General features: G+C 65.1%; 17 protein-coding genes and 1 pseudogene. 17 read left to right on the top strand and 1 reads right to left on the bottom strand.

Features of this window, described 5'->3' with window-relative positions:
- Window positions 1–5: 5 nt before the first annotated feature.
- The 15 genes and pseudogenes from tilS to CHEID_RS01520 all read left to right on the top strand — a co-directional run bounded on the left by tilS (window position 6) and on the right by CHEID_RS01520 (window position 15,285).
- Entirely contained in the window at window positions 6–1,052 is a 1,047-nt protein-coding gene (gene tilS, locus CHEID_RS01450) for a tRNA lysidine(34) synthetase TilS (protein ID WP_273661198.1), read from the top strand.
- Between the two features lie 35 nt (window positions 1,053–1,087).
- Window positions 1,088–1,675 (top strand): hypoxanthine phosphoribosyltransferase, encoded by a 588-nt coding sequence (gene hpt / locus CHEID_RS01455; protein ID WP_112768540.1) that lies wholly within the window; start codon window positions 1,088–1,090, stop codon window positions 1,673–1,675.
- Window positions 1,676–1,705: 30 nt separating this feature from the next.
- Window positions 1,706–3,910, top strand: a complete 2,205-nt coding sequence (gene ftsH / locus CHEID_RS01460; protein ID WP_112768541.1) for an ATP-dependent zinc metalloprotease FtsH — start codon at window positions 1,706–1,708, stop codon at window positions 3,908–3,910.
- Entirely contained in the window at window positions 3,907–4,500 is a 594-nt protein-coding gene (folE, locus tag CHEID_RS01465; protein WP_112768542.1) for a GTP cyclohydrolase I FolE, read from the top strand. Before ftsH ends, folE begins: the two co-directional genes overlap by 4 nt.
- A 15-nt stretch (window positions 4,501–4,515) precedes the next feature.
- A complete protein-coding gene (folP, locus tag CHEID_RS01470; RefSeq protein WP_238599204.1) occupies window positions 4,516–5,460 on the top strand; it encodes a dihydropteroate synthase in 945 nt (314 codons plus the stop codon).
- A pseudogene (gene folB / locus CHEID_RS01475) lies at window positions 5,453–5,806 on the top strand (dihydroneopterin aldolase); the annotation flags it as partial. The gene folP and the pseudogene folB, both read left to right, overlap by 8 nt.
- A 115-nt stretch (window positions 5,807–5,921) precedes the next feature.
- Window positions 5,922–6,479, top strand: a complete 558-nt coding sequence (gene folK, locus CHEID_RS01480; RefSeq protein ID WP_112768545.1) for a 2-amino-4-hydroxy-6-hydroxymethyldihydropteridine diphosphokinase — start codon at window positions 5,922–5,924, stop codon at window positions 6,477–6,479.
- A complete protein-coding gene (locus CHEID_RS01485) occupies window positions 6,467–6,946 on the top strand; it encodes a DUF3180 domain-containing protein (RefSeq protein WP_273661199.1) in 480 nt (159 codons plus the stop codon). The genes folK and CHEID_RS01485 overlap by 13 nt, the downstream gene beginning before the upstream one ends.
- A gap of 17 nt (window positions 6,947–6,963) precedes the next feature.
- Window positions 6,964–8,133 (top strand): DUF6779 domain-containing protein, encoded by a 1,170-nt coding sequence (locus CHEID_RS01490; RefSeq protein ID WP_112768546.1) that lies wholly within the window; start codon window positions 6,964–6,966, stop codon window positions 8,131–8,133.
- A gap of 39 nt (window positions 8,134–8,172) precedes the next feature.
- Window positions 8,173–9,072 carry a Rossmann-like and DUF2520 domain-containing protein gene (locus CHEID_RS01495; protein ID WP_112768547.1) on the top strand — a complete coding sequence of 300 codons (900 nt, stop codon included), beginning with the start codon at window positions 8,173–8,175 and terminating at the stop codon, window positions 9,070–9,072.
- 24 nt (window positions 9,073–9,096) lie between these two features.
- Entirely contained in the window at window positions 9,097–9,993 is an 897-nt protein-coding gene (panC, locus tag CHEID_RS01500) for a pantoate--beta-alanine ligase (RefSeq protein ID WP_112768548.1), read from the top strand.
- A 79-nt stretch (window positions 9,994–10,072) separates the two neighbouring features.
- Window positions 10,073–10,489, top strand: a complete 417-nt coding sequence (gene panD, locus CHEID_RS01505; RefSeq protein WP_112768549.1) for an aspartate 1-decarboxylase — start codon at window positions 10,073–10,075, stop codon at window positions 10,487–10,489.
- A gap of 197 nt (window positions 10,490–10,686) precedes the next feature.
- Entirely contained in the window at window positions 10,687–12,258 is a 1,572-nt protein-coding gene (gene lysS, locus CHEID_RS01510) for a lysine--tRNA ligase (protein ID WP_420536390.1), read from the top strand.
- Window positions 12,259–12,600: 342 nt separating this feature from the next.
- Window positions 12,601–14,019, top strand: coding sequence for an acyl-CoA dehydrogenase family protein (locus CHEID_RS01515; RefSeq protein ID WP_112768550.1), 1,419 nt, complete (start codon window positions 12,601–12,603; stop codon window positions 14,017–14,019).
- A 57-nt stretch (window positions 14,020–14,076) separates the two neighbouring features.
- Window positions 14,077–15,285, top strand: coding sequence for an acyl-CoA dehydrogenase family protein (locus tag CHEID_RS01520; protein WP_112768551.1), 1,209 nt, complete (start codon window positions 14,077–14,079; stop codon window positions 15,283–15,285).
- Between the two features lie 245 nt (window positions 15,286–15,530).
- Here the strand turns inward: CHEID_RS01520 and CHEID_RS01525 are convergent, their stop codons facing one another.
- Window positions 15,531–16,187: an Ltp family lipoprotein gene (locus tag CHEID_RS01525; protein ID WP_112768552.1), complete on the bottom strand. Its 657-nt coding sequence runs from the start codon at window positions 16,185–16,187 to the stop codon at window positions 15,531–15,533.
- A 582-nt stretch (window positions 16,188–16,769) separates the two neighbouring features.
- Between CHEID_RS01525 and CHEID_RS01530 the strand changes: the two genes are divergently transcribed.
- Window positions 16,770–18,434, top strand: a complete 1,665-nt coding sequence (locus CHEID_RS01530; RefSeq protein WP_112768553.1) for an inorganic phosphate transporter — start codon at window positions 16,770–16,772, stop codon at window positions 18,432–18,434.
- Window positions 18,435–18,646: 212 nt separating this feature from the next.
- Window positions 18,647–21,232, top strand: coding sequence for an alpha/beta fold hydrolase (locus tag CHEID_RS01535; protein WP_273661200.1), 2,586 nt, complete (start codon window positions 18,647–18,649; stop codon window positions 21,230–21,232).
- The last annotated feature ends 14 nt before the right edge of the window (window positions 21,233–21,246 follow it).

Consider the following 21,246-nt stretch of genomic DNA (forward strand, 5'->3'; position numbering starts at 1 on the left):
CCGGGGTGAGTTGGGGTGAAAACCGCGGGAGCACGCTGAGCCCCGTTCGGGCGTGGCTGGACGAGCTGGACCGGGAGTACCCCGAGCAGGCGCGGGACCTGCGGCAGGGTCCGGTGGTGGTGGGTGTTTCCGGCGGAGCGGACTCCCTGGCTCTGTTGGATGCCTGCGTGAAAGTGCTGGGGGCTGCAGCAGTCCGGTCCGTGACGGTGGATCATCAACTGCAGGAGGGTTCCGGGCAGGTGGCCCGGGAGGCGGCGGAGTGTGCCCGGTCCTGGGGGGTAGCGGCGGAGGTTCGGGCGGTGGAGGTGTCCGGACGTGGGGAGGCGGGGGCGCGTCAGGCCCGCTATACGGAGCTGGGCCGGGCGGCAGCAGGGCGGCCGGTGCTGGTGGCGCACACGGCGGACGACGATGCCGAGGGCTTGCTGCTCGGACTCGCCCGGGGTTCCGGGGGCAATTCGCTGGCGGGGTTGCGGCCGGTGGCGTTGCAGCACCCGGCGGTGCGGGCGGGGGCCGCGTGGGTGGGCCGGCCCCTGCTGGCGGTGACGCGGGCACAAACCGAGGCCGCCTGCGCCCGAGCGGGGGTGGACTTCTGGCGGGACCCCCACAACACCGACGCGCGGTTTCTGCGCAGTCGGGTTCGCGCGGAGGTGCTGCCGGTCCTAGAGGAGGTGCTGGGTCCTGGGGTGGGCGGTTCTCTGGCGCGTAGCGCGCAGATGCTGCGGGAGGATGCGATTGTTCTGGACGCCAGCGCCCGGGCACTCGTCGAGCGGGCCCTCACGCCGGACGGGGAGCTGCGCTGCGCGGTGCTGGCGTGCGAGCCAGTGGCGCTGCGGACCCGGGCGGTGAAGTTGTGGCTGGCCGAGGGTCCGCGGGCGGGGGCGGTGACGCATGCTCAACTGCGGGCGGTGGACGCACTGGTGGCGCAGTGGCGGGGCCAGGGTGGGGTGGCTGTGCCGTGGCCTACAATGAACCCCATCCGCCGTACTCACCGGCTTGTGGTCCGGCGTGAAGCGGCATTGCTCCGCCTGGTTGAGGTGGAGCGGTTGCGGTAGACAACGACGAGGCCGAGGACGTGAGAAGTACCAGCATGCACAGTGCAGATTTTTCCGGGGATGTGCCGCCGAACGCTTACGGCGAGGATGTGGAGAGCGTGCTCATCGATGAGGCCACGCTGCAGGCCCGTATCCGGGAGATGGCCCACGCCACCTCGGAGCGGTTTCGGGATGCCCCGGATGATCTGATTTTGGTCTGTGTGCTCAAAGGGGCGGTGTTCTTCATTACCGACTTCGCGCGGGCCTTGGACGTTCCCACCCAGGTGGAGTTCATGGCCGTGTCCTCCTATGGCAATGCGACGTCCTCCTCGGGGGTGGTGCGCATCCTCAAGGATTTGGATCGGGACATCGCCGGCCGGGATGTGGTGATCGTGGAGGACATCATCGATTCGGGTCTCACCCTCTCCTGGCTAATGAAAAACCTTCGCAATAGGAACCCTCGGTCCCTATCTGTCGTTACGCTATTGCGCAAGCCAGACGCGGTGAAGGTCACCATCGAGCAAATGGCGGACGTGGGTTTCGATATCCCCAATGAATTCGTGGTGGGATATGGCCTCGACTTCGCCGAGCGCTATCGGGACCTGCCCTACGTGGGCACACTGCGCAAGTCCGTGTACGAATGACGCGCCTTCCCCGGCGCCGGAATAGGAAATATGGCCAAGTCGAAGGTTTTGCGGATCGCCGGTTTAGTCGCGGCGCTGCTCATCGCGATTTACGCATTCAGCGTGCTCAGCGACGATTCCCGGGGTTTCTCCAAAGTGGATACCTCCGTGGCGCTGGCCCAGTTGAACGAGAAGAACGTCTCTGAGGCCCGCATCAATGATCGCGAGCAAGAGCTGCAGCTCAAGCTGAAGAAGCCGATCAACGCCGATGGCAAGGACGGCGTGGAGCAGATCACCGCGCAATATCCCGCACGGACGGGGGAGAAGATTTTCGACGCCGTTCAGGGCGCGCAGGTAGATAAGTACGACACAAAGGTCACACAGGATTCCATTTTAGGATCCATCCTCCTCACGATCATCCCCATGGTGCTCGTCCTGGGCCTGCTCATGTTCTTCCTGTCCAAGATGCAGGGCGGCATGGGGCCGATGAGCTTTGGCAAGTCGCGCGCCAAGCAGCTAAACAAGGATCACCCGGACACGACCTTCGACGACGTCGCCGGCGCAGATGAGGCGGTGGAGGAGCTCGACGAGATCCGCGACTTCCTCTCCGATCCGACGCGCTACGAGACGCTGGGGGCAAAGATCCCCCGGGGCGTGCTACTTTACGGGCCGCCCGGTACCGGTAAGACGCTGCTGGCCCGCGCCGTCGCCGGGGAAGCCGGGGTGCCCTTCTTCTCGATCTCCGGGTCGGATTTCGTGGAGATGTTCGTCGGCGTGGGCGCCTCCCGCGTGCGCGACCTCTTCGCCCAGGCCAAGGAGAATGCGCCGTGCATCATCTTCGTGGACGAGATTGATGCGGTGGGCCGTCAGCGCGGGGCCGGTATGGGTGGTGGCCACGACGAGCGGGAGCAGACGCTGAACCAGTTGCTCGTGGAGATGGATGGCTTCGGTGACCGCGAGGGTGTGATCCTCATGGCCGCTACCAACCGCCCGGACATCCTCGACCCGGCCCTGCTTCGCCCGGGCCGGTTCGACCGGCAAATTCCGGTGTCCAATCCGGATCTTTCCGGCCGGGAGCAGATCCTGCGCGTGCACGCCAAGGGCAAGCCAATTGCCCCGGATGTGGACCTGAAGTCGCTGGCAAAGCGCACTGCGGGCATGTCCGGTGCCGACCTGGAGAACGTGCTCAACGAGGCGGCGCTGCTCACTGCCCGGGTCAACGGCAGCATCATCACGGCCGATGCCCTGGAGGAGGCGACGGACCGCGTCGTGGGCGGGCCCCGCCGCAGCTCCAAGATCATCTCGGAGCAGGAGAAGAAGGTCACCGCCTACCACGAGGGCGGGCACACGCTGGCGGCGTGGGCCATGAAGGACATCGAGCGCGTGTACAAGGTCACCATCCTTGCCCGCGGCCGCACCGGCGGGCATGCCATGACCGCGCCCGAGGACGATAAGGGCATGTACAACCGCTCAGAGCTATTCGCTCGTCTCGTCTTCGCCATGGGTGGGCGCGCCGCCGAGGAGCTGGTTTTCGGCAACCCCACCACGGGTGCCAGCGCCGATATCGAGATGGCGACGAATGTCGCCAAGGCCATGGTCACCGAGTACGGCATGAGCCCATCCATCGGAGCCGTGAAGTTCGGCGAAGAGCAGGGTGATCCCTTCGTGGGCAGGGGCGGCGGCGGCCAGTTCGCCCCCTCCCAGGCCGTCGCGGGAACCATCGACTCGGAGGTCCGCCGCCTCATGGACCGGGCCCAGGCCACCGCCTACGCCGTGCTGCGGGAAAACCGCGCCTACCTGGACAAGCTCGCGGAGAAGCTGCTGGAGAAGGAAACCCTCCGCCGCCCAGACCTGGAGGCCATCTTCGAGGGGATCGAGCCCAAGGAGATCCACGAGGTCTTCGACGGCCAGGACGTGGATCGCCCCAAGGACTTCCGCGAGCCGGTGAAAACTCCCACCGAGCTGGCCCACGAACGAGGCGAGGAGCCCCCGGAGCGCCCCGACTTCTTCTCCGCCGCCCGCAAGGCCCGCATGGCCCGCCGGAAGGCCGAGCAAAACCAGCAGCTAGTCGGCGCCGTCCCCGGGCCCCTGAATCAACCGAACGGCCCGTACCCCCAGGGGTTCACTCTGCCGGAGCACGAGCGCCCAGATCACGAATGGACGTCTGAGGACGCCCCCACCCGGAAATTCCCGGAACAGCAGTACCCCTGGGACCCGGCCCCGGAGGACAAGAAGGAGGGACCCAAGCCTTCATGACTTCTGATCGCCCCGCGACGGGGAAGTTCGACCACGCCCGGGTGGAGGCCGCAGTGCGTGAACTGCTGTTCGCCGTCGGGGAGGACCCGGACCGGGAGGGACTGCGGGAAACCCCGGCCCGTGTTGCCCGCGCCTACGAAGAGGTCTTCTCCGGGTTGTTTGAGGATCCCCGGGAGGTGTTGGCCAAAACATTTAACGAGGAGCACCGGGAGCTTGTGCTGGTCCGGGATATTCCCTTCTACTCCACCTGCGAGCATCACCTCGTGCCGTTCTACGGCAAGGCCCATATCGGGTACATCCCCGGCAAGGAGGGGAAGGTCACCGGCCTGTCCAAGCTGGCCCGCCTCATCGAGGGATACTCCCGCCGCCCCCAGGTGCAGGAGCGCCTGACCAGCCAGGTGGCCAATGCGCTGGAAAGCGCGCTGGGGGCCCAGGCGGTGGTCGTGGTCATTGAGGCAGAGCACCTGTGCATGGCCATGCGCGGCGTGCGCAAACCCGGTGCAAATACCGTGACTTCTGCGGTGCGTGGATTGTTCCAGACCAACCCGAGTTCCCGAGCCGAGGCGATGTCCCTCATCCGGGGTAGCTAGGACCGCACTGATCACATGACTTCCCCAGCGCCCAGAACCCTCGTCATGGGTATTTGCAACGTCACCCCGGACTCCTTTTCCGATGGCGGCGACCACGCCGAAGCCCCCGCTGCCATCGCCGCCGCCCGCCGGATGATCGCGGATGGGGCGGACATCATCGACATCGGCGGAGAGTCGACCCGCCCCGGGGCCAAGCCCGTCGACCCCGCCGAAGAGATGGGTCGCGTCCTGCCGGTCATCCGCGAGCTCGCGGCCGCGGACCTCGGGGGAGGTACGGGGCAACGGCCGCAGATCAGCATCGACACGATGCACGCCCGCACCGCCGAGGCGGCGCTGTCGGCCGGGGCGGACATCGTCAACGATGTGTCCGGTGGCCTCGCCGACCCGGATCTCCTGCGGGTGTGCGCGCAGGCCGCGGTACCGGTGTGCCTCATGCACTGGGGCAAGCAGCAGTGGAGTGACCAGCTGCGGAGCAAGCAGCAGTGGAGCGAGGAACACCTCGGTAAGGGCCAACCTCGCGGCGAAGGCCACGCCGATGAGATCGTTGCCGAGGTTCGTGATGGCCTGCTGCGCAGGGTGGATGCGGCGCTAGGGGTTGGCGTCCAGAAGAAGAACATCATCCTGGACCCCGGAATCGGATTTGCGAAATCGGCGGCGGACAATTGGGCGCTGCTCGCTGCTCTCGACGAGCTGGTCGCGCTCGGCTTCCCGCTGCTGCTCGGGGCCAGCCGCAAACGCTTCCTCACCGCCCTTCGCCCCGGTCCGGACGGCAACCCCGGTACACCGCAATCCGCCGACAGCGCCACGGCCGCCACGAGCGCGCTGGCCGCCGCCGCCGGGGTATGGGCCGTGCGCGTCCACAACGTTGCCCCCAGCCGGGCGGCCGTGGACGTCGCGCACTGCATAGCCACCGGCAGCGGACCAGAGGTACCAGAGGGATGGCGGGCGCGCCGTGGCTGATCGGATCGAACTCATCGGCCTGGAGGTTTACGGCTACCACGGCGTGTACGACGAGGAGAAGCGCTGCGGGCAAGAATTCGTGGTGGACATCGTCGTGTGGAGGGACTTCGGCGCGGCGGCTCAGGCGGATTCCATCGCGCGGACGACCTCCTACGTGGACCTCGCGGACATCGCCGTGGAGGTTGCCTGCGGGGCGGGATGCGACCTCATCGAGACGGTGGCTGCACGGATCGCCGATCGGATCAGCGAACTGCCTGGGTTGCACGCCGTGGAGGTCACGGTGCACAAGCCGCAGGCGCCAATCCCATACCCCTTCGCCGACGTGCGGGTGGTGGCGCGGCGCTCGATGCAGGGGCGGTCGGCGCAGGACCGGCGGGCCCAGCACGACGAACAGCACCGGCGGGCCAGCGGAACCGAACAGGCCCCGGCAGGCACCGGCAACACCCCCGGGGAGGGACACGATGGGTCGGGCGATCCTCGGGCTGGGCAGTAACCTCCCTGGGGACCTGGCCACCCCCGCCGACCAGCTCCGACGAGCGGTTGCCGCGCTACACGCCCTCCCTGGGGTGACGGTCTGCGCCACCTCCCGCCACTTCCGTACGCCCCCGTGGGGAGGGGTGGATCAGGCGGAGTTCGCCAACGCCGCGGTGGACGTGGCCACGACACTGCCCCCACTGGATCTACTGCACGCCTGCCAGAACGTGGAGCGCGCGGGCGGTCGGGTGCGGGAGGTGCGGTGGGGGCCGCGCACGGTGGACGTGGACGTCCTTGCCTTCTTTCCGGACGCCACCAACCGGCGCGTCGAAACACTGTCCCAGGGGCGGTGGGGCGACGAGCTGGTTCTGCCGCATCCCTACGCCCACCGGCGGGGCTTCGTGCTGCTGCCGTGGGCCGACATCGGGCCGGAGGACGGTTTGCGGGGGCGGCCCGTGCGCGAGTGGCTGGCGGGACTGCCACCCGCCGAGACCCGGGCCATCGAACCGGTGGGCCAGTTAGGGTGGAGGCCATGCAGCGAGTAACCCCGGTGAAGATAGCGGCCCTGCTGTGGACCGCCATAGCCGCCGCGCTGGTGGGATGGGTGACGGCGACGGGGTTCTACGGCAGCTTCCCGCCAATTCACCTCAGTGCGTCGGCGGCGCTGTGGCTGGCGGCGGTGCTGTGCGCGGTCGGCGGCGTGGTGGTGCGGCGGCGGATCGAGGAACGCCGGATCGGCTTCGACCGCAGCCAGCTTCAGCCATCCACGGTGGCGCAGCTTGCGTTGTGCGGACAGGCGGTGGCGTGGATGGCGGCGCTGATCGGGGGGTTGTACGCGGGCGTGGGCGTGCACGTGCTTTTCAATGCGGGGCGATTGATGGCCGCCCAGCAGGATGTTCCGGGTGTGCTGGCCGGATTTGCCGGGGGGATCGCCGCCGCCGTAGCAGGTGTGTGGCTCGAGCGGGGATGTATCGCGCCACCCGCTGATTCTGCGCTGCTCGACGCGGAGTAGCGGGTAGGCTGGTGCGCATGATTTCTGAGCCCCGGCAGAACTACAACTCGGCTTCGGATAGCAGCGGAGTATCGAAAGCCCTGATGGTGGGGCTCATTGTGCTGGCCGTCGCCGCCAGCATCCTCATGCTGTTTTTCGATTCGCAGTTGTGGTTGCGCATCGCGGTGATCGCCGCGCTATGGGCGGCGGTACTGGGTTTGGTTCTGGTGTCTAAGTACTCCTCCCAACTGGCCGCGCAGCGCAAGCGGGCCCACCAGGTGGAGGAGAGCCACCGGGCCCAACTGACCCGGGCGGAGGAAAGCCACCGGGCCCGCGAGCTGGAGCTGGAGCGGGAGTACACACAGCGGCTGCGCAGCGAGCGGGACCAGCACTTGGAGGAACTCCGCCAGGAGCTGGCGGCGATGCGGGTGCAGCTCGCGGAGCTGACGGGGGAGGATCTGACGGAGGAGCAGACGGCGCTGCGGGCCCGCGCGGAGCGGATCATCGAGCTGGAGCAGCCGCGGCCGCAGGGTCAGCGGGTTCAGGCCGGAGGGTCGGGCCAGCGGCCGGAGCCGAGGACTGGTGGCACGCAAGCGCCGCCGGCCGGGGTTGGCGAGCGGGGCGGGGAGGAGTCCCAGCGCAAGGTGCCGGGCTTTTCCACCGGTTCCTTCGCCGCCGTGCGCTGGGGTGGCGGGGATGCCGACGAGACCTCGCAGATCCCCTTGGTTGTGGACACGTCCAATGTGCCCGGGAGGGACGGCGGCCGCGCGGGTTCCGCCAACCATCGCGGTCCCCATCGCAACGGCGCGTCCCAGTCCGGGCGCCAAGCTCCGACCGCGAACCGCTTCGAGCGTGGCCAGCAACAACCCGGCGGCCCTGCCTCCGCAGGTGGTCACACTCCGGCGGGGACCGCTGCTCCTGTCGGCGGTGCCGCTCGGGGCGGTAGCGCTCCCGCCCAGCAGGCTCCCGCTGCACGGCCTAGCGCCGCGCAGCCCACGGGCTCCGGGTTCACGGCCGCCGGGTCGGCGGCTCCGGCGGGAAGCGGTAGCTCCCACCATGGGCATCACGAGCGCCAGACCCCGGAGCAGTTCCCTCCGACGGGCCAATACCAGCCGCCGGAGGAAACCCACGGCCGCCGTCGAGTTGATGAATCCCCGGCGGGGCTCACCGTCGCGGAGCTGATGAACCGTTTCAAGAAGAACTCCTAAACGACGGTTCAGTGGACCGGATGACGCGGACTAGATGACGTGGAACCAGTAGCCCCCAGTCCCCGCCTGCAGGTAGGAATTATTTCGGCCGGTCGGGTTGGCGTTGCTTTGGCGGAGGTTTTTGCCGCCTCGGGTCATCGCGTGAGCGGGATCGTGGCACCCAGCGAGCGATCCCGCCGCCGGGCCGAGCACCGTGTCCCGGAGGTGCCCTGTGTGGATGTGGCTACAGCCGCCCGCGCGCAATTGGTTGTGCTCGCCGTTCCAGACCCGCATCTGGGAGGGGTGGCCCAGCAGGTCGCTGAGTACACCCATGACGGCCAGATGGTGATGCACACGTCCGGCCGGTTCGGATGCGCCGCGTTGCAGCCCGTCACCGATACGGGTGCCCTTCCACTGGCCCTACATCCGGCCATGATGTTCACCGACGCCCCTCGGGATAGCGCCAACTTAGACGGATGTGCCTGGGGAGTGACCGCAGATTCGGAGATCGGCCAGGTCGCCGCAGAGGTACTGATCCACTCGTTGCACGGCCGCCCGGTGACTATCCCGGAGGATCGCCGCGCGGCTTATCACGCGGTGCTGGCCCATGCGGCGAACCACACCACAGCCCTATTGGCAGACGCCGCGACGATGATGGACGCGGTTCTCGCTTCCGACGGGGTCGATGGCGCGGGCGGGAATTCCTGGGCTTTCCAGCCTCAAACGGCCGCGTTGCTGCAGCAGATCACCCAGGAGGCCGCGCACACGGGGGTTACCTCCCGTCTAGCGGGGTTGACGGGGCCCATCATTCGCGATGACGCCAATGCGGTGCGCGGCCATCTAGCGGCGCTGGAAGAATTGGGAGTCTCCACCGACTTTTACCGCAGTGCCGCCATCCCAACTGCCCGACAAGTGGGCGCGGCTGATGTCCTCCGGGTCCTCCTCGATCCAGATCGCTAAAGCCCAGGTGTTAGGTTGAGCCTCATGACCGAAGCTGTACATGCGACCGCGCCGACTTTTACCCCGGGTTCCACCACTGTCTACCGCAGCACCGACGAAATCTCTCAGCTAACCCGAGCCCTGCGCAAAGCGGGCCGCCCGGTAGCACTGGTCCCCACGATGGGGGCTCTGCACCAGGGTCACCTGTCACTGGTGCGCGCGGCACAGCGGCTACCCGGCGCGGTGGTGATCGTCAGCATTTTCGTCAACCCGCTGCAGTTCGCCGAGGGGGAGGACTTGGATGCGTATCCCCGCACCCTCGACGAGGACGTGGTTAAGCTGCGCCACCTGGGCGTGGATGCGGTGTTTGCGCCCTCCGCGCGGCAGATGTACCCGAATGGTCCGCGCACAACGGTGCAGCCGGGACCGGAGGGGCAGCAGTTGGAGGGGGTCCACCGGCCAACCCACTTCGCCGGGGTGCTCACGGTGGTGGCGAAGCTCTTCGCCCTGTGCCACTGCGATCACGCCTTCTTCGGGGAGAAGGATTATCAACAGTTACAGCTAATCCAGCAAATGGTTACGGACCTTAATCTCGAGGTGACGGTTCACGGCGTGCCCATTGTGCGGGAAGCCGATGGCTTGGCTCTGTCCAGCCGGAATGTGTACCTCTCCGAGGAGGAGCGGGAGGTGGCTGTGGTTCTATCCGCGGCGCTGACGGCGGGGGCCCATGTGTCCGCGCAGGGCGGGGATGCGGTGGTGCAGGCGGCGCGGAGCGTTCTGGAGGACCAGGGGGAGGTGGAGGTGAGCTACCTGGAGCTGCGGGCGCCCGATCTTGGCGCGGCCCCGGAAGCGGGGGAGGCGCGCTTGTTGGTGGCCGCGAAGGTCGGCCAGACCCGACTGTTGGACAACATCGCCGTGCACCTGGGGCCACCCACCGAGTAGGCCCCCGCCGCTCGGGCGCTCCGGGCCCAGTCGCCGCATTCTTCGTATTCAAACTGGCCGGGAGGTAAGGTGGGCACCCGTGTTGCGCACCATGTTGAAGTCCAAGATCCACCGGGCCACTGTCACACAGGCGGACCTGCACTACGTGGGCTCTTGCACCATCGACCGGGACCTCATGGAGGCTGCGAACCTGCTTGAGGGGGAGCAGATCGATGTGGTGGATATCAACAACGGTCACCGCCTGACGACGTACGTCATCGCCGGCGATCGGGGGAGCGGCGTCATCGGTATCAATGGCGCCGCCGCACGGCTTATCAGCCCCGGGGACTTGGTGATCATCATCGGATATGCCGCCTTTTCCCCTGCCGACCTGGAGGAATATAGCCCCAGCATTGTGTTCGTGGACGGGGAGAACAAGCAGGTGGAGATCGGGGAGGACCCCGCCCACGCGCCGGAGGGCTCCGGACTGATTGACCCCCGCCACCCCGAGGGTTAGCCCGGGCCCATGCAGTACCCTCTGTGAGTGTGAATCAGGCAGCGAATAAATCTCCGAACAGCACCGAGGACCCGGCGAGCCAGGGGCGCTCCGGGCAGCTTTCCGGGTCGGCTGGGCAGCGCTCTGGGGCGGCGTCTGGGACCGCGACTGAACAGCTCCCCGAGCAGCTGCGTATCCGCCGGGAGAAGCGCCAGGGCATGCTGGATAGCGGACGCGAGCCCTATCCGGTGGAGGTGCCCCGGACGCACACGCTCGCGCAGATTCGCGCTGGGTGGCGGGTGAGTGCCTCGGAGGATGGGCAGGCGCAGGGCGGCCAGGCTCGAGACGGGCAGGCGCGGGACGGCCAAGCGCAGCCGGTCGAGACCGCCGCTGAGGGCGCCGGTCAGCCCCGGTTGCTGCAGGTGGGGGAAGAGACGGACACGGTCGTGGGGGTTGCCGGGCGCGTCATGTTCGTCCGCACCACCGGTCGGCTGGCGTTCGCGACGCTGCAGGACGGCGATGGCACCCAACTGCAGGTCATGCTGTCCCAGGCGGAGGTGGGCAAGGAGTCCCTCGCGCAGTGGAAGGCCGAGGTGGACCTGGGGGACATGGTCTTTGTGGAAGGCCGGGTCATTGCCTCTAAGCGCGGGGAGTTGTCGGTGCTGGCGTCCCGGTGGTTCATGACGTCAAAAGCACTGCGTCCCTTGCCCGTGGCGCACAAGGAACTCAGTGAAGATTCCCGGATCCGCCACCGCTACACGGACCTCATCATGCGGCAACAGGCGCGGGAGAACGCGCTGACGCGCATCAAGGTGGTGCGCGCGCTGCGCAACGCCCTCGAGCGGCGCGGCTTCCTCGAGCTGGAGACGCCGATGCTGCAGACCCTGCACGGCGGCGCGGCGGCGCGGCCCTTCGTGACCCGCTCCAACGCCCTGGATATCGACCTCTACCTGCGTATTGCGCCGGAGTTGTTCCTCAAGCGGGCAGTGGTGGGGGGCCTGGACAAAGTCTTCGAGATTAACCGCAACTTCCGCAACGAGGGCGTGGATTCCTCCCACAGCCCGGAGTTCGCCATGCTGGAGACTTACCAGGCCTATGGCACCTATGACACGGCAGCGCAGAGCACGCGGGAGATCATACAGGAGGTCGCCCGAGAGGTGTTCGGTTCCACCACGGTGACGCTGGCGGACGGCTCCGAGTACGACTTCGGTGGCCAGTGGCGCGAAATGAAGATGTACCCTTCCCTCAATGAGGCGCTACAGCGCAAACACCCCGGGCAGGAGGAAGTGAGCCCGCAGAGCTCGGTGGAGCAGCTCAAGGAGCTGGCGGACGTAGTGGGCCTTGAGGTGCCGCAGAAGGGCGGCTGGGGCCACGGCAAGCTGGTGGAGGAGTTGTGGGAGCACCTGTGCGCCGACCAGTTGGACGGGCCGATCTTCGTGCGGGACTTCCCGGTGGAAACCTCTCCGTTGGTGCGGCAGCACCGCTCGGAACCGGGGGTGACGGAAAAGTGGGATCTTTACGTTCGCGGGTTCGAGCTGGCCACGGGGTACTCCGAGCTGGTAGACCCGGTGATCCAGCGGGAGCGGTTCGAGGATCAGGCGCGCCTAGCTGCCGGGGGCGACGATGAGGCCATGATGCTGGACGAGGACTTCCTGGCCGCGATGGAGCAGGGGATGCCGCCGACCGCGGGGACGGGAATGGGAGTGGACCGGCTGCTGATGGCTCTGACCGGGCTCGGTATCCGGGAGACGGTTCTGTTCCCGATGGTGAAGCCGCTTCCGCAGAGCTAGCAGGGGCTGGGTGGTGCGGCGCCGCGCTAGGGAGGTGCGGCGCCGCGCTGGTGGCGGGCAGACAATGTGCCCGGCGCCGCGCGTGCCCGGTGTGGCGTCGTTCTCACCCGGCGTGGTGCGGGGATGGGTGTGACGAGACCGTCATGACCGAATCTCCGCGAAACTGTGATGGCCATTACGGGTGTGGTTTATGCTATTGATGCTAACGACATACATACCTAGGAGGTGCACCCCTAGAATCCCTGCCCACCCGGGCCGGGGAGCTAGACGGGTGCGTCTCGTCGGGTGTCGAAGACCCCCAAGATCTAACGCTGACATTCCAGTGAAAGGTAGCTACAGCGAATGAGCGACCGTACCAAGCGCGACGATTCCACTCCCGGCCTGAACAACATTAAGCGCGACGCCGTGGGCAAGTTCATGCGCGTTCTCACCCAGATCACCGGTTCTGAGTTCGCGCAGAAGAACGACCTGTCCAAGAAGGTCGACCGCGCCGCCTACCAGACCACCAAGACGGGCGTGCGCACCTTCGGGGCGGCTAACCGCCAGTTCGCCAAGATCAAGGGCTCCGGCAAGCCGGTACGCCTGCCGAAGCAAACGGTGGATGAGTCCAACGAGCCCGTTCCCTCCGAGACCCCCGCACCCGGCAAGGCTCCTTTCGACCTGAATCCCACGGAGGATCAGGAGATGATCGTGGCTGCCGTCCGCGAATTCGCTGAGGAGCGTCTGCGCCCCGTGGCCGGCGAATGCAACGAGGCCTCCAAGCCCGCCGAGGGCCTCCTTGACACCGCCGCCGAGCTCGGTGTCGCCCTGGTGAACCTCCCGGAAGAGTACGAAGGCATCGCCACCGCCTCCGGCGCAACCACCTCCGCCCTCATCGCCGAGGCGCTGTCCTACGGTGACATGGGTCTGGCCGTGGCCATCCTGGCTCCCGCCGGTGTCGCGAACACCATCACCAACTACGGTGACGACGCTCAGCAGAAGACCTACCTGCCGGCCTTTGCCGGTGATTCGGTGCCCCCGGCGGCCGTCGTAGTTTCCGAATCTCGCCCGCTGTTCGATCCGTTCAGCCTGCAGACCACCGCCAAGCGCGAGGGCAGCGAGATCGTTATCAACGGTACGAAGACACTGGTCCCCAACGCCGCTGAGTCCGAGCTGTTCGTCGTCGCCGTCGACCTGGATGGCGTGAACACCTTTGCCATCGTTGAGTCCAAGAACGAAGGCATCGAAATCGAAGCCGACCCGTCCATGGGTCTGCGTGGAGCTGCCCTGGGACGCATTAACTTCAAAGACGTCCGCATCCCCGCCGAAAACCTCCTCGGTGGTGCAGACCTGTCCAAGGAAGACCGCACCGAGGCCTACGCAGAGATCATCCGCCGCTCCCGCCTCGGGTGGGCCGCCCTGGCGATGGGCACCGGCCAAGCCGTCCTGGACTACGTCCGCGATTACGTCAACGACCGCGAGGCCTTCGGAGAGCCGATCTCCCACCGCCAGGCCGTGGCCTTCATGGTCGCGAACCTTCGCATCGAGCTGGACGGGCTGCGCATGCTTGTGCTGCGCGGCGTATCCCGCCTGGACCAGGGCCTGTCCTACCACCGCGAGGCAGCCCTGGCCCGCCGCTTCGCCTCGGATAAGGGCATGGTGTTCGGCCTCGACGGCGTGCAGCTGCTCGGCGGCCACGGCTTCACCAAGGAGCACCCCGTGGAGCGCTGGTACCGCGACCTGCGGGCCGTCGCCATCACCGAGGGCGTTGTCGTCCTGTAAACCCCGCCAAGAACCGCACTTCGATCACCAACTGACGAGAATCACGAGGAACTCATCATGATCAACCTGGAACTTCCCAAGCGTCTCAAGGCGGGCGTGAACCAGGCGCACCAGGCCGCCGAATCCATCTTCCGCCCCATCTCCCGCAAGTACGACCTCAAAGAGCACGCCCGTCCGGTCGAGCTGGACACCATGGCCTCCCTCGTGGAGGGGATGGCCGATGCCGGTCAATCCATGGCCGGTGCTACCGGCAGCCGGGGTGATAAAAAGCCCCAGGCTGATGGCGTCAAAAATGGTGGGAACATGGCCGCCCTGCTCAACGTCATCGAGACCTGCTGGGGTGACGTGGGCCTGACCTTGTCCATCCCCTACCAGGGCCTGGGCAACTCCGCGATCGCCGCCGTCGCCACCGACGAGCAGCTGGAGCGCTTCGGCAAGGTGTGGGCCGCCATGGCGATCACCGAGCCCCAGTTCGGCTCGGACTCCGCGGCCGTCGCCACCACCGCCAAACTGGACGGCGACGAGTACGTGCTCAACGGTGAGAAGATCTATGTCACCGCCGGCGAGCGCTGCACCCACGTTGTGGTGTGGGCGTCCGTGGACAAGTCCGCTGGACGTGCGGCCATCAAGTCCTTCGTCGTGCCGCGGGATACACCCGGGTTCGAGCTGATCCGCCTCGAGCACAAGCTCGGCATCCGCTCCTCCGACACCGCGCACTTCATGCTGGACAACGTGCGCATCCCCAAGGAGAACCTGCTGGGTTCCCCCGAGGTGGACACCAAGAAGGGCTTCGCCGGTGTGATGGCGACCTTTGATAACACCCGTCCGCTGGTGGCCGGCATGGCCATCGGCGTGTCCCGAGCGGCGCTGGAGAAGCTGCGCGAGATTCTCACGGACGCCGGTGTGGTCATCGACTACGACGCCCCTGCATGGAACCAGCCTGCTGCTGCGGCTGAATACATCCGGTTGGAGAGCGACTGGGAGGCCGCATACCTGCTGGCACTGCGTGCTGCCTGGATGGCTGACAACAAGATCCCGAACTCGAAGGAAGCCTCCGAGTGCAAGGCGAAGGCCGGGCGCACCGCGACCGACCTGACCTTGCGCGCGGTTGAACTGGCCGGTGCGTACGGCTACTCCGAGCGGGACCTGTTGGAGAAGTGGGCGCGAGACTCCAAGATCCTCGACATCTTCGAGGGTACTCAGCAGATCCAGCAGCTCATCGTTGCTCGCCGCGAGCTGGGCCTCAGCTCCGCTGAGCTGAAGTAGCTGGTCACAGGCTCCTTCCTTCCTTAGCTGGGACCTACTGAAGCCCCGCGCCAGGTCACTCCACGACCACCGGCGCGGGGTTATTCATGTTTCAGCACTGAGACGCTTGCTACGGATGTACGAGCCGAGGGCGGCCTCGCCCAAGCGGCAATCCATGACTACCCGAAGAGCTCGTCGAGCGTAGTGGGAGGTATGTTCGCCCCCGGCGCCCGCAGACTAAGTTCCCGTCACACAAGGAGGCCTGACTACTTAAGTTGCTCCACCCCGTAGCGGGCCTCTTCGGGTGTGAACTTCCCTGCCGCATCCGAGGTCAGAGTGTTGTAGATCATATCTTCGGGGGTGCCGACATCCTTAAGGAGTTGGGCGGACTTCGCAGCGTTTTCTTTCCAGTCCGCGTCGATGTGATCCACGGCGTACCTTGCAATTTCAGGTGGGTATGACCCCCCAATCCCGTTTGTCATCATGTCGATGATGGCGCGGCGCGAAAGATGCGAGCTGTCACTGTAGAGGCGGGCCCGTCTGATGGCTCCCTCATCTTCCTTATATTCGTCGGGCAGGCCTTTTCCGTCTTGCCCTAACTGTTCAAACTGTCGGGTCGGATCATCGGTGGCTAGAGACGGTGGCGGGACTTGCGCACCGCTGGGTGTACTGAAGGTTGTAACTGGGGCGCTCGGAGTAGATCCGATGGCCTGATTTGAACCTTCAGGTGAGGCATTGGACCCTAAATAGTTGGCTATGAAAGCGCTGCCCCCGAGAATGAGCACAGCAGCGAGCGCACCCACAATCCACTTCACTGTCTTGTTGTTACCGGAAGGCTTCATACCGGGGTAAGGTTGTGCCCCATTGAAGGGCGGTGGGTTGTGGTGAGCTGTTTGGCGAATGTACTGCTGCCCCTGGGTCATTGGTTGTGGTTGGTTAGGTCGGCCGTACTGTTGGTCAGCCTGATGGGGTTGGTGACCGGGCTGGGGCTGTTGGCCATTCGGAACGTACGATCCGTACTGCTGGTTTGGATGCGCCGTTGAGCCCGGCGGCACGTGCCGGTCGTATTCGGGGCCAGGAGATCCTTCGGGTTGACCGGGCGGGGTGGGTTGGCCGTAATAGTTGGGGCGCTGGGCACCTGATGGCGAGCGGGTGGCATCTTGGCTGGTGGGACGGGGCCCGGAGCGTGAACCTTGTGGTGACACTGGCGGGTGTCCTTTCTTGTTGGAGCATGCGAGCGGAAGGGGAGGCCGACCGAGGGGTTGGGGGGACCCTCATAGACTACGTTTGCGGCCATCCTGGCACATCGCATGGTTGAAGGCACCGGGCTGGGTGGCCCCAACCCACCCGCTGCTGGGTATCCGCCAGGTTCTTCCCATGCAGTTCAAACGATGGACACACTCTGTTGGCTGCCGGTCTATCGCGGGGTCACTCGGGGATGAGACTGTCGTGAGTGACCACCTGGGGATCACGACCGGTTCGCAGGACGACTTGAAAGGCCGTTTATGACTAGCCCAACTACCCAGTCCGGCAAAGAAGCGCCCTCAAATCGCCAGACTGCCGGAAAGCCCCGGCCGACGACTGCTCAGCCGATCACCGAAAAGAAGTCCAGTGACAAGTGGTGGCACCTAGCTTTCGGCTTACTGCTCCTTGCTACCGTTATCACCTTCGGTATGTGGGTGGTGGGGTACGTCGACAATTCTGCGCACCACGTCGTTCTGGCGGTCACCGTCGCTTTCGGCCTGTTCATGGCGTTCAACATCGGTGGCAACGACGTAGCCAACTCCTTTGGAACTTCCGTGGGTGCAGGTACGCTTTCAATGAAGCAAGCGCTCATGGTAGCGGCAGTCTTCGAGGTCGGTGGTGCTGTCCTCGCTGGCGGGAACGTGACGGAGACGGTTCGCAGCGGGATCGTGGACCTGCAGGGTGTGCAGCTCGTGCCAATCGAATTCGTCTACATCATGATGTCTGCCCTGCTGGGGGCAGCATTGTGGCTTCTGCTGGCTACCAAGATGGGCTGGCCGGTATCAACAACGCACTCCATCATCGGCGGCATTGTCGGTGCAGCTCTGACCACCGGATTCCTGACCGGGTCCGGTGGGTGGGAGATGGTCCAGTGGAGCCAGATTGGGCAGATCGTCATCTCGTGGTTCCTGTCTCCCGTCCTCGGTGGCCTTGCCGCCTATCTTCTGTTTAGAGGGATCAAGTCTGGGATCTTGTCCTACAACGAGGAAGCGGACAAAAAGCTCCGAGAACTGCGAAGGCAGAAGTTCGAACATCGCGAAAAGCAGAAGCGAGCGTTTGAGCGACTCGACGAGCTGCAACAGATTGCTTACACGAATGCGATGGCGCGTGATGCGGTCGTTGCTTCCGCTACCGATTTCGATCGTGATGAGCTCGAGAGCGACTATTACCGGGAACTTTACGATCTCGAGGATCGTGCGAACGATGTCGATGCGCACCGCGCCCTAGAAAATTGGGTGCCGATGCTCGCAGCAGCAGGCGCAGTGATTATCACAGCGATGTTGCTGTTCAAGGGACTATCGAATATCGATTTCACCCTGAGCACGTTCAACACCGTTCTAGTCATGCTGATGGTCGGGGCGGCGGTGTGGATGGCCGTCTACATCTATACCCGTACCTTGAAAGACACGAACATTGGGAGGTCCACGTTCCTCGTATTTAGCTGGATGCAGGTCTTCACCGCATCGGCATTCGCCTTCAGTCATGGCTCGAACGACATTGCCAACGCGGTCGGCCCCTTTGCTGCCGTTGTCGATGTGCTGGCAACCGGGGAAATCAACGGATCTGCCGCAGTTCCGGCAGCTCTCTTGGCGGCAGCCGGTGTTGCACTGGTTGCGGGTCTGTGGTTCATCGGGCGCAATGTCATCACAACCGTAGGTTCGGGTCTCACCGCTATGCACCCGGCATCTGGCTTCGCCGCTGAGCTTTCCGCTGCCGCAGTGGTGATGGGGGCATCGTTGCTGGGGCTACCGGTCTCCTCGACCCACATTCTCATCGGCGCCGTGTTGGGTGTCGGCATCGTAAACAAAGCGGCGAACTGGAAGCTCATGCGTCCCATCGCCATGGCTTGGGTAATCACTGTTCCGGCAGCTGCCTTGATTGGGGCGGTTACAGTGTCGATCTTGCGGACAGTCTTGGGCGTATGACGCTATCCCGCGGCGGCTATCTCGGCAGTAGTTAGATAGCTGCTGCGGATTCATATTCTTTCTTCGCCAGCCCTTGTATTCGGTTCGGATGCGCCGTTCCCCGAGCAAGCGGAATCTCTTCACCTAGGGCGGGTAGGTCAGAAGTCTGCCCACGGCGGGAAAGCTTCTGAAAACCCGAAATAGTTTCGGTCATTGAATTAAACTCTCGCGTTGTGACCGATGTAACCACGCACCCTCCAGAAAACGCAGCCACCCCGGATTCCGCCCTCGACCTCCTCATTGTGGGCGCCGGAATGTCCGGCGTCGACCTGGCCTACCACGTCACCCAGAACTTCCCAACGTGGTCCTGGGAGATTCACGATAATCACGCCGAAGTCGGTGGCACGTGGCACACCGTCCGCTACCCGGGCATTCGCTCCGACTCGGACATGGCCACCTTCAATTTCCCGTTTCAGCCCTGGCCGCACCGCGGAACCCTTGGGCAGGGCCCGGATATAAAGCGCTACATTACTGAGGCCGCGCAGGTCGCCGGGGTCCCGGGCCATCTGCACCTGAGGTCTTGGATCAAAAACGTGGACTGGTGTAGCGAGCACGCCGTCTACCGCGTTACCGCCCTGCGTACCACGGGGGCCATCGGTGGCGGCGAGGATGCGGTGGACGATTCGCCAAACGCCGCAGACCCCGCCGCACCGGGGGAGGGCCCGCAGCGCGTCTTCTACGCCCGCCGGGTCCATTTCGCCGTGGGTTACTTCGCCCACGGCCGTGGCCACCGGCCCTCCTTCCCAGGGGAAGAGGCCTTCCGAGGCTCCATCGTGCACCCTCAGCAGTGGCCAGAGCAGATGGATTACGCCGGACGCCGCATCGCGGTCATTGGCTCGGGTGCCACGGCCATCTCCCTCATCCCAGCGCTCGTGGATCTTGGCGCTCAGGTCACGATGGTGCAGCGCACTCCCAGCTACGTCGCCCCGCTGCCGGAGGTGGATGTGATCTCGGCGGTGTGGAAAACCCTGCTGCCGCATCGCTGGGCCCTCCCGGTGGCTCGGTTGAACCACGCTGCCCGCGATGAGTTGCAGTACCTCATCGCGCAGCACCTGCCCTCCCTGTTCGCGCTGGCCCTGCGGCTCATGCAGCGGCGCTACCTCAGCGCGGCGGCCATCGACCAGCACTTCACGCCCTCTTACCGCCCCTGGGACCAGCGGGTCTGCAAGGCCCCGGACGGGGACATCTTCCGCGCGATGAACAAGGGAGCCCAGGTTGTCACGGGTTCTATCGACTGTTTCACCCCAACGGGCATTCGCATGACGGATGGCCAAGAGGTACCGGCGGATGTGATCGTCACGGCCACGGGCATGGATCTGCAGGCCTTTGGCACGGGGACGGTTAGTGTGGATGGCCAGATCATGGACCCTGCGGAACTGGTGACATACCGGGGTGCTCTGGTGGCTGGGTGCCCAAACTTCAGCTTCACCTTGGGGTACCTCAATGCCTCTTGGACGCTGCGGGCGGATCTGGTGTCCCGGTACCTCGTGCGGCTGTGGAAGTTAGGGGAGGACGTGTATGTCCCGGTTCTTCCGCCTGGGCGTTCGGATCGCAGGATTTGGGAGTTCGAGTCGGGCTATATCCAGCGGGGGATCGCGCAGTTCCCCACGCAGGGGGATGCCGCCCCGTGGCGCTACGAGCAAAACTACTTGGCTGAATTGAAGGAAATGAGATTTGGGGATGTGCGGAGGGATATGGCTTTCGGGCGGGAAGTCACAAAACACGTCGGTATAGACGACTATCGAAAGGTAAAACAGATGGAAATTCAATCGTTCGGAGCAAAAACTCCGCAGCCGCATACTGATTTAACTGGGCTGCCTGTACCGAAGTTCGTTGGTGGGGGTATGTACCCGATGAGGGTCCGGGTGCGCCCCCCTTCAGGTTCGGACGTTCCGCGTCGAGTTGTGGTGATGGTTCACGGTCTGAGCCGGTCCCTGGAGGACTGGGATGACCAGGTTGCACTCTGGGACGATCGTGATCAGCTCATTGCCGTTGACTTGCCGGGCTTTGGCCGGACTCCAGGCCTCTTGCAGCCCTCCGTCGCGGGATTCGCTCGGCGAATTTGGGGTGCGGTCGATGAGGTGGCTGAAATGCAGCAGAACCAAGGAGTGTCTGGCGGCATTCATATCGTCGGCAACTCCTTGGGTGGATCGATAGCGATGGAGATGGCCATCGGTCGACCCGCATCGGTGGCCAGCATCACCATGGTGGATCCCGCGGGGTTCGGGAGCAGCATGTCTGTACTCCTGAAACTGATTGCGCTGCCTGGAATTGGGAAGGTGAACGCGTGGGCAACGCGCCTACGCCCAATCTATCAACCGGTAGAGCATGTGATTCTGCGTCGCCGGGGCGCGGTTACGCGACATCGCATCGCCGTAGCGGGCCAAGTTACCAAGAACCCGGATCGAACGGATACTTATTACCGACTGGTCCGGCTCCTTTGTTCTCCTAGAGGGTGGCGAAGCCAATGGCAGAGACAGTTGTCGGAACGCTTTCGGGCTGTAAACCTGCAGCACGAGGTTCCTGTCTCCGTTGTTTGGGGACGGGGAGACAAGATCGTTCCATTCAGCCACTTCCGTCGAAGCCTGGAGGAGCTAGCTCCCAAAGCGGCTATGGTGTTCGATAATTGTGGGCACATGCCGCAGTTGGAGTACCCCCAGGAATTCTGTGATGCGGTGGACCGATTCCAGCAGGAGGCGGAAGCGTTTCGGTGTAATGGCGTGACTGCGTCCACTCGTGGGGCTCAACCGATGTTCTGAGAGGACCCAGAATT

Source organism: Corynebacterium heidelbergense, from assembly GCF_028609845.1.
GTDB classification, from domain to species: Bacteria; Actinomycetota; Actinomycetes; order Mycobacteriales; family Mycobacteriaceae; genus Corynebacterium; species Corynebacterium heidelbergense.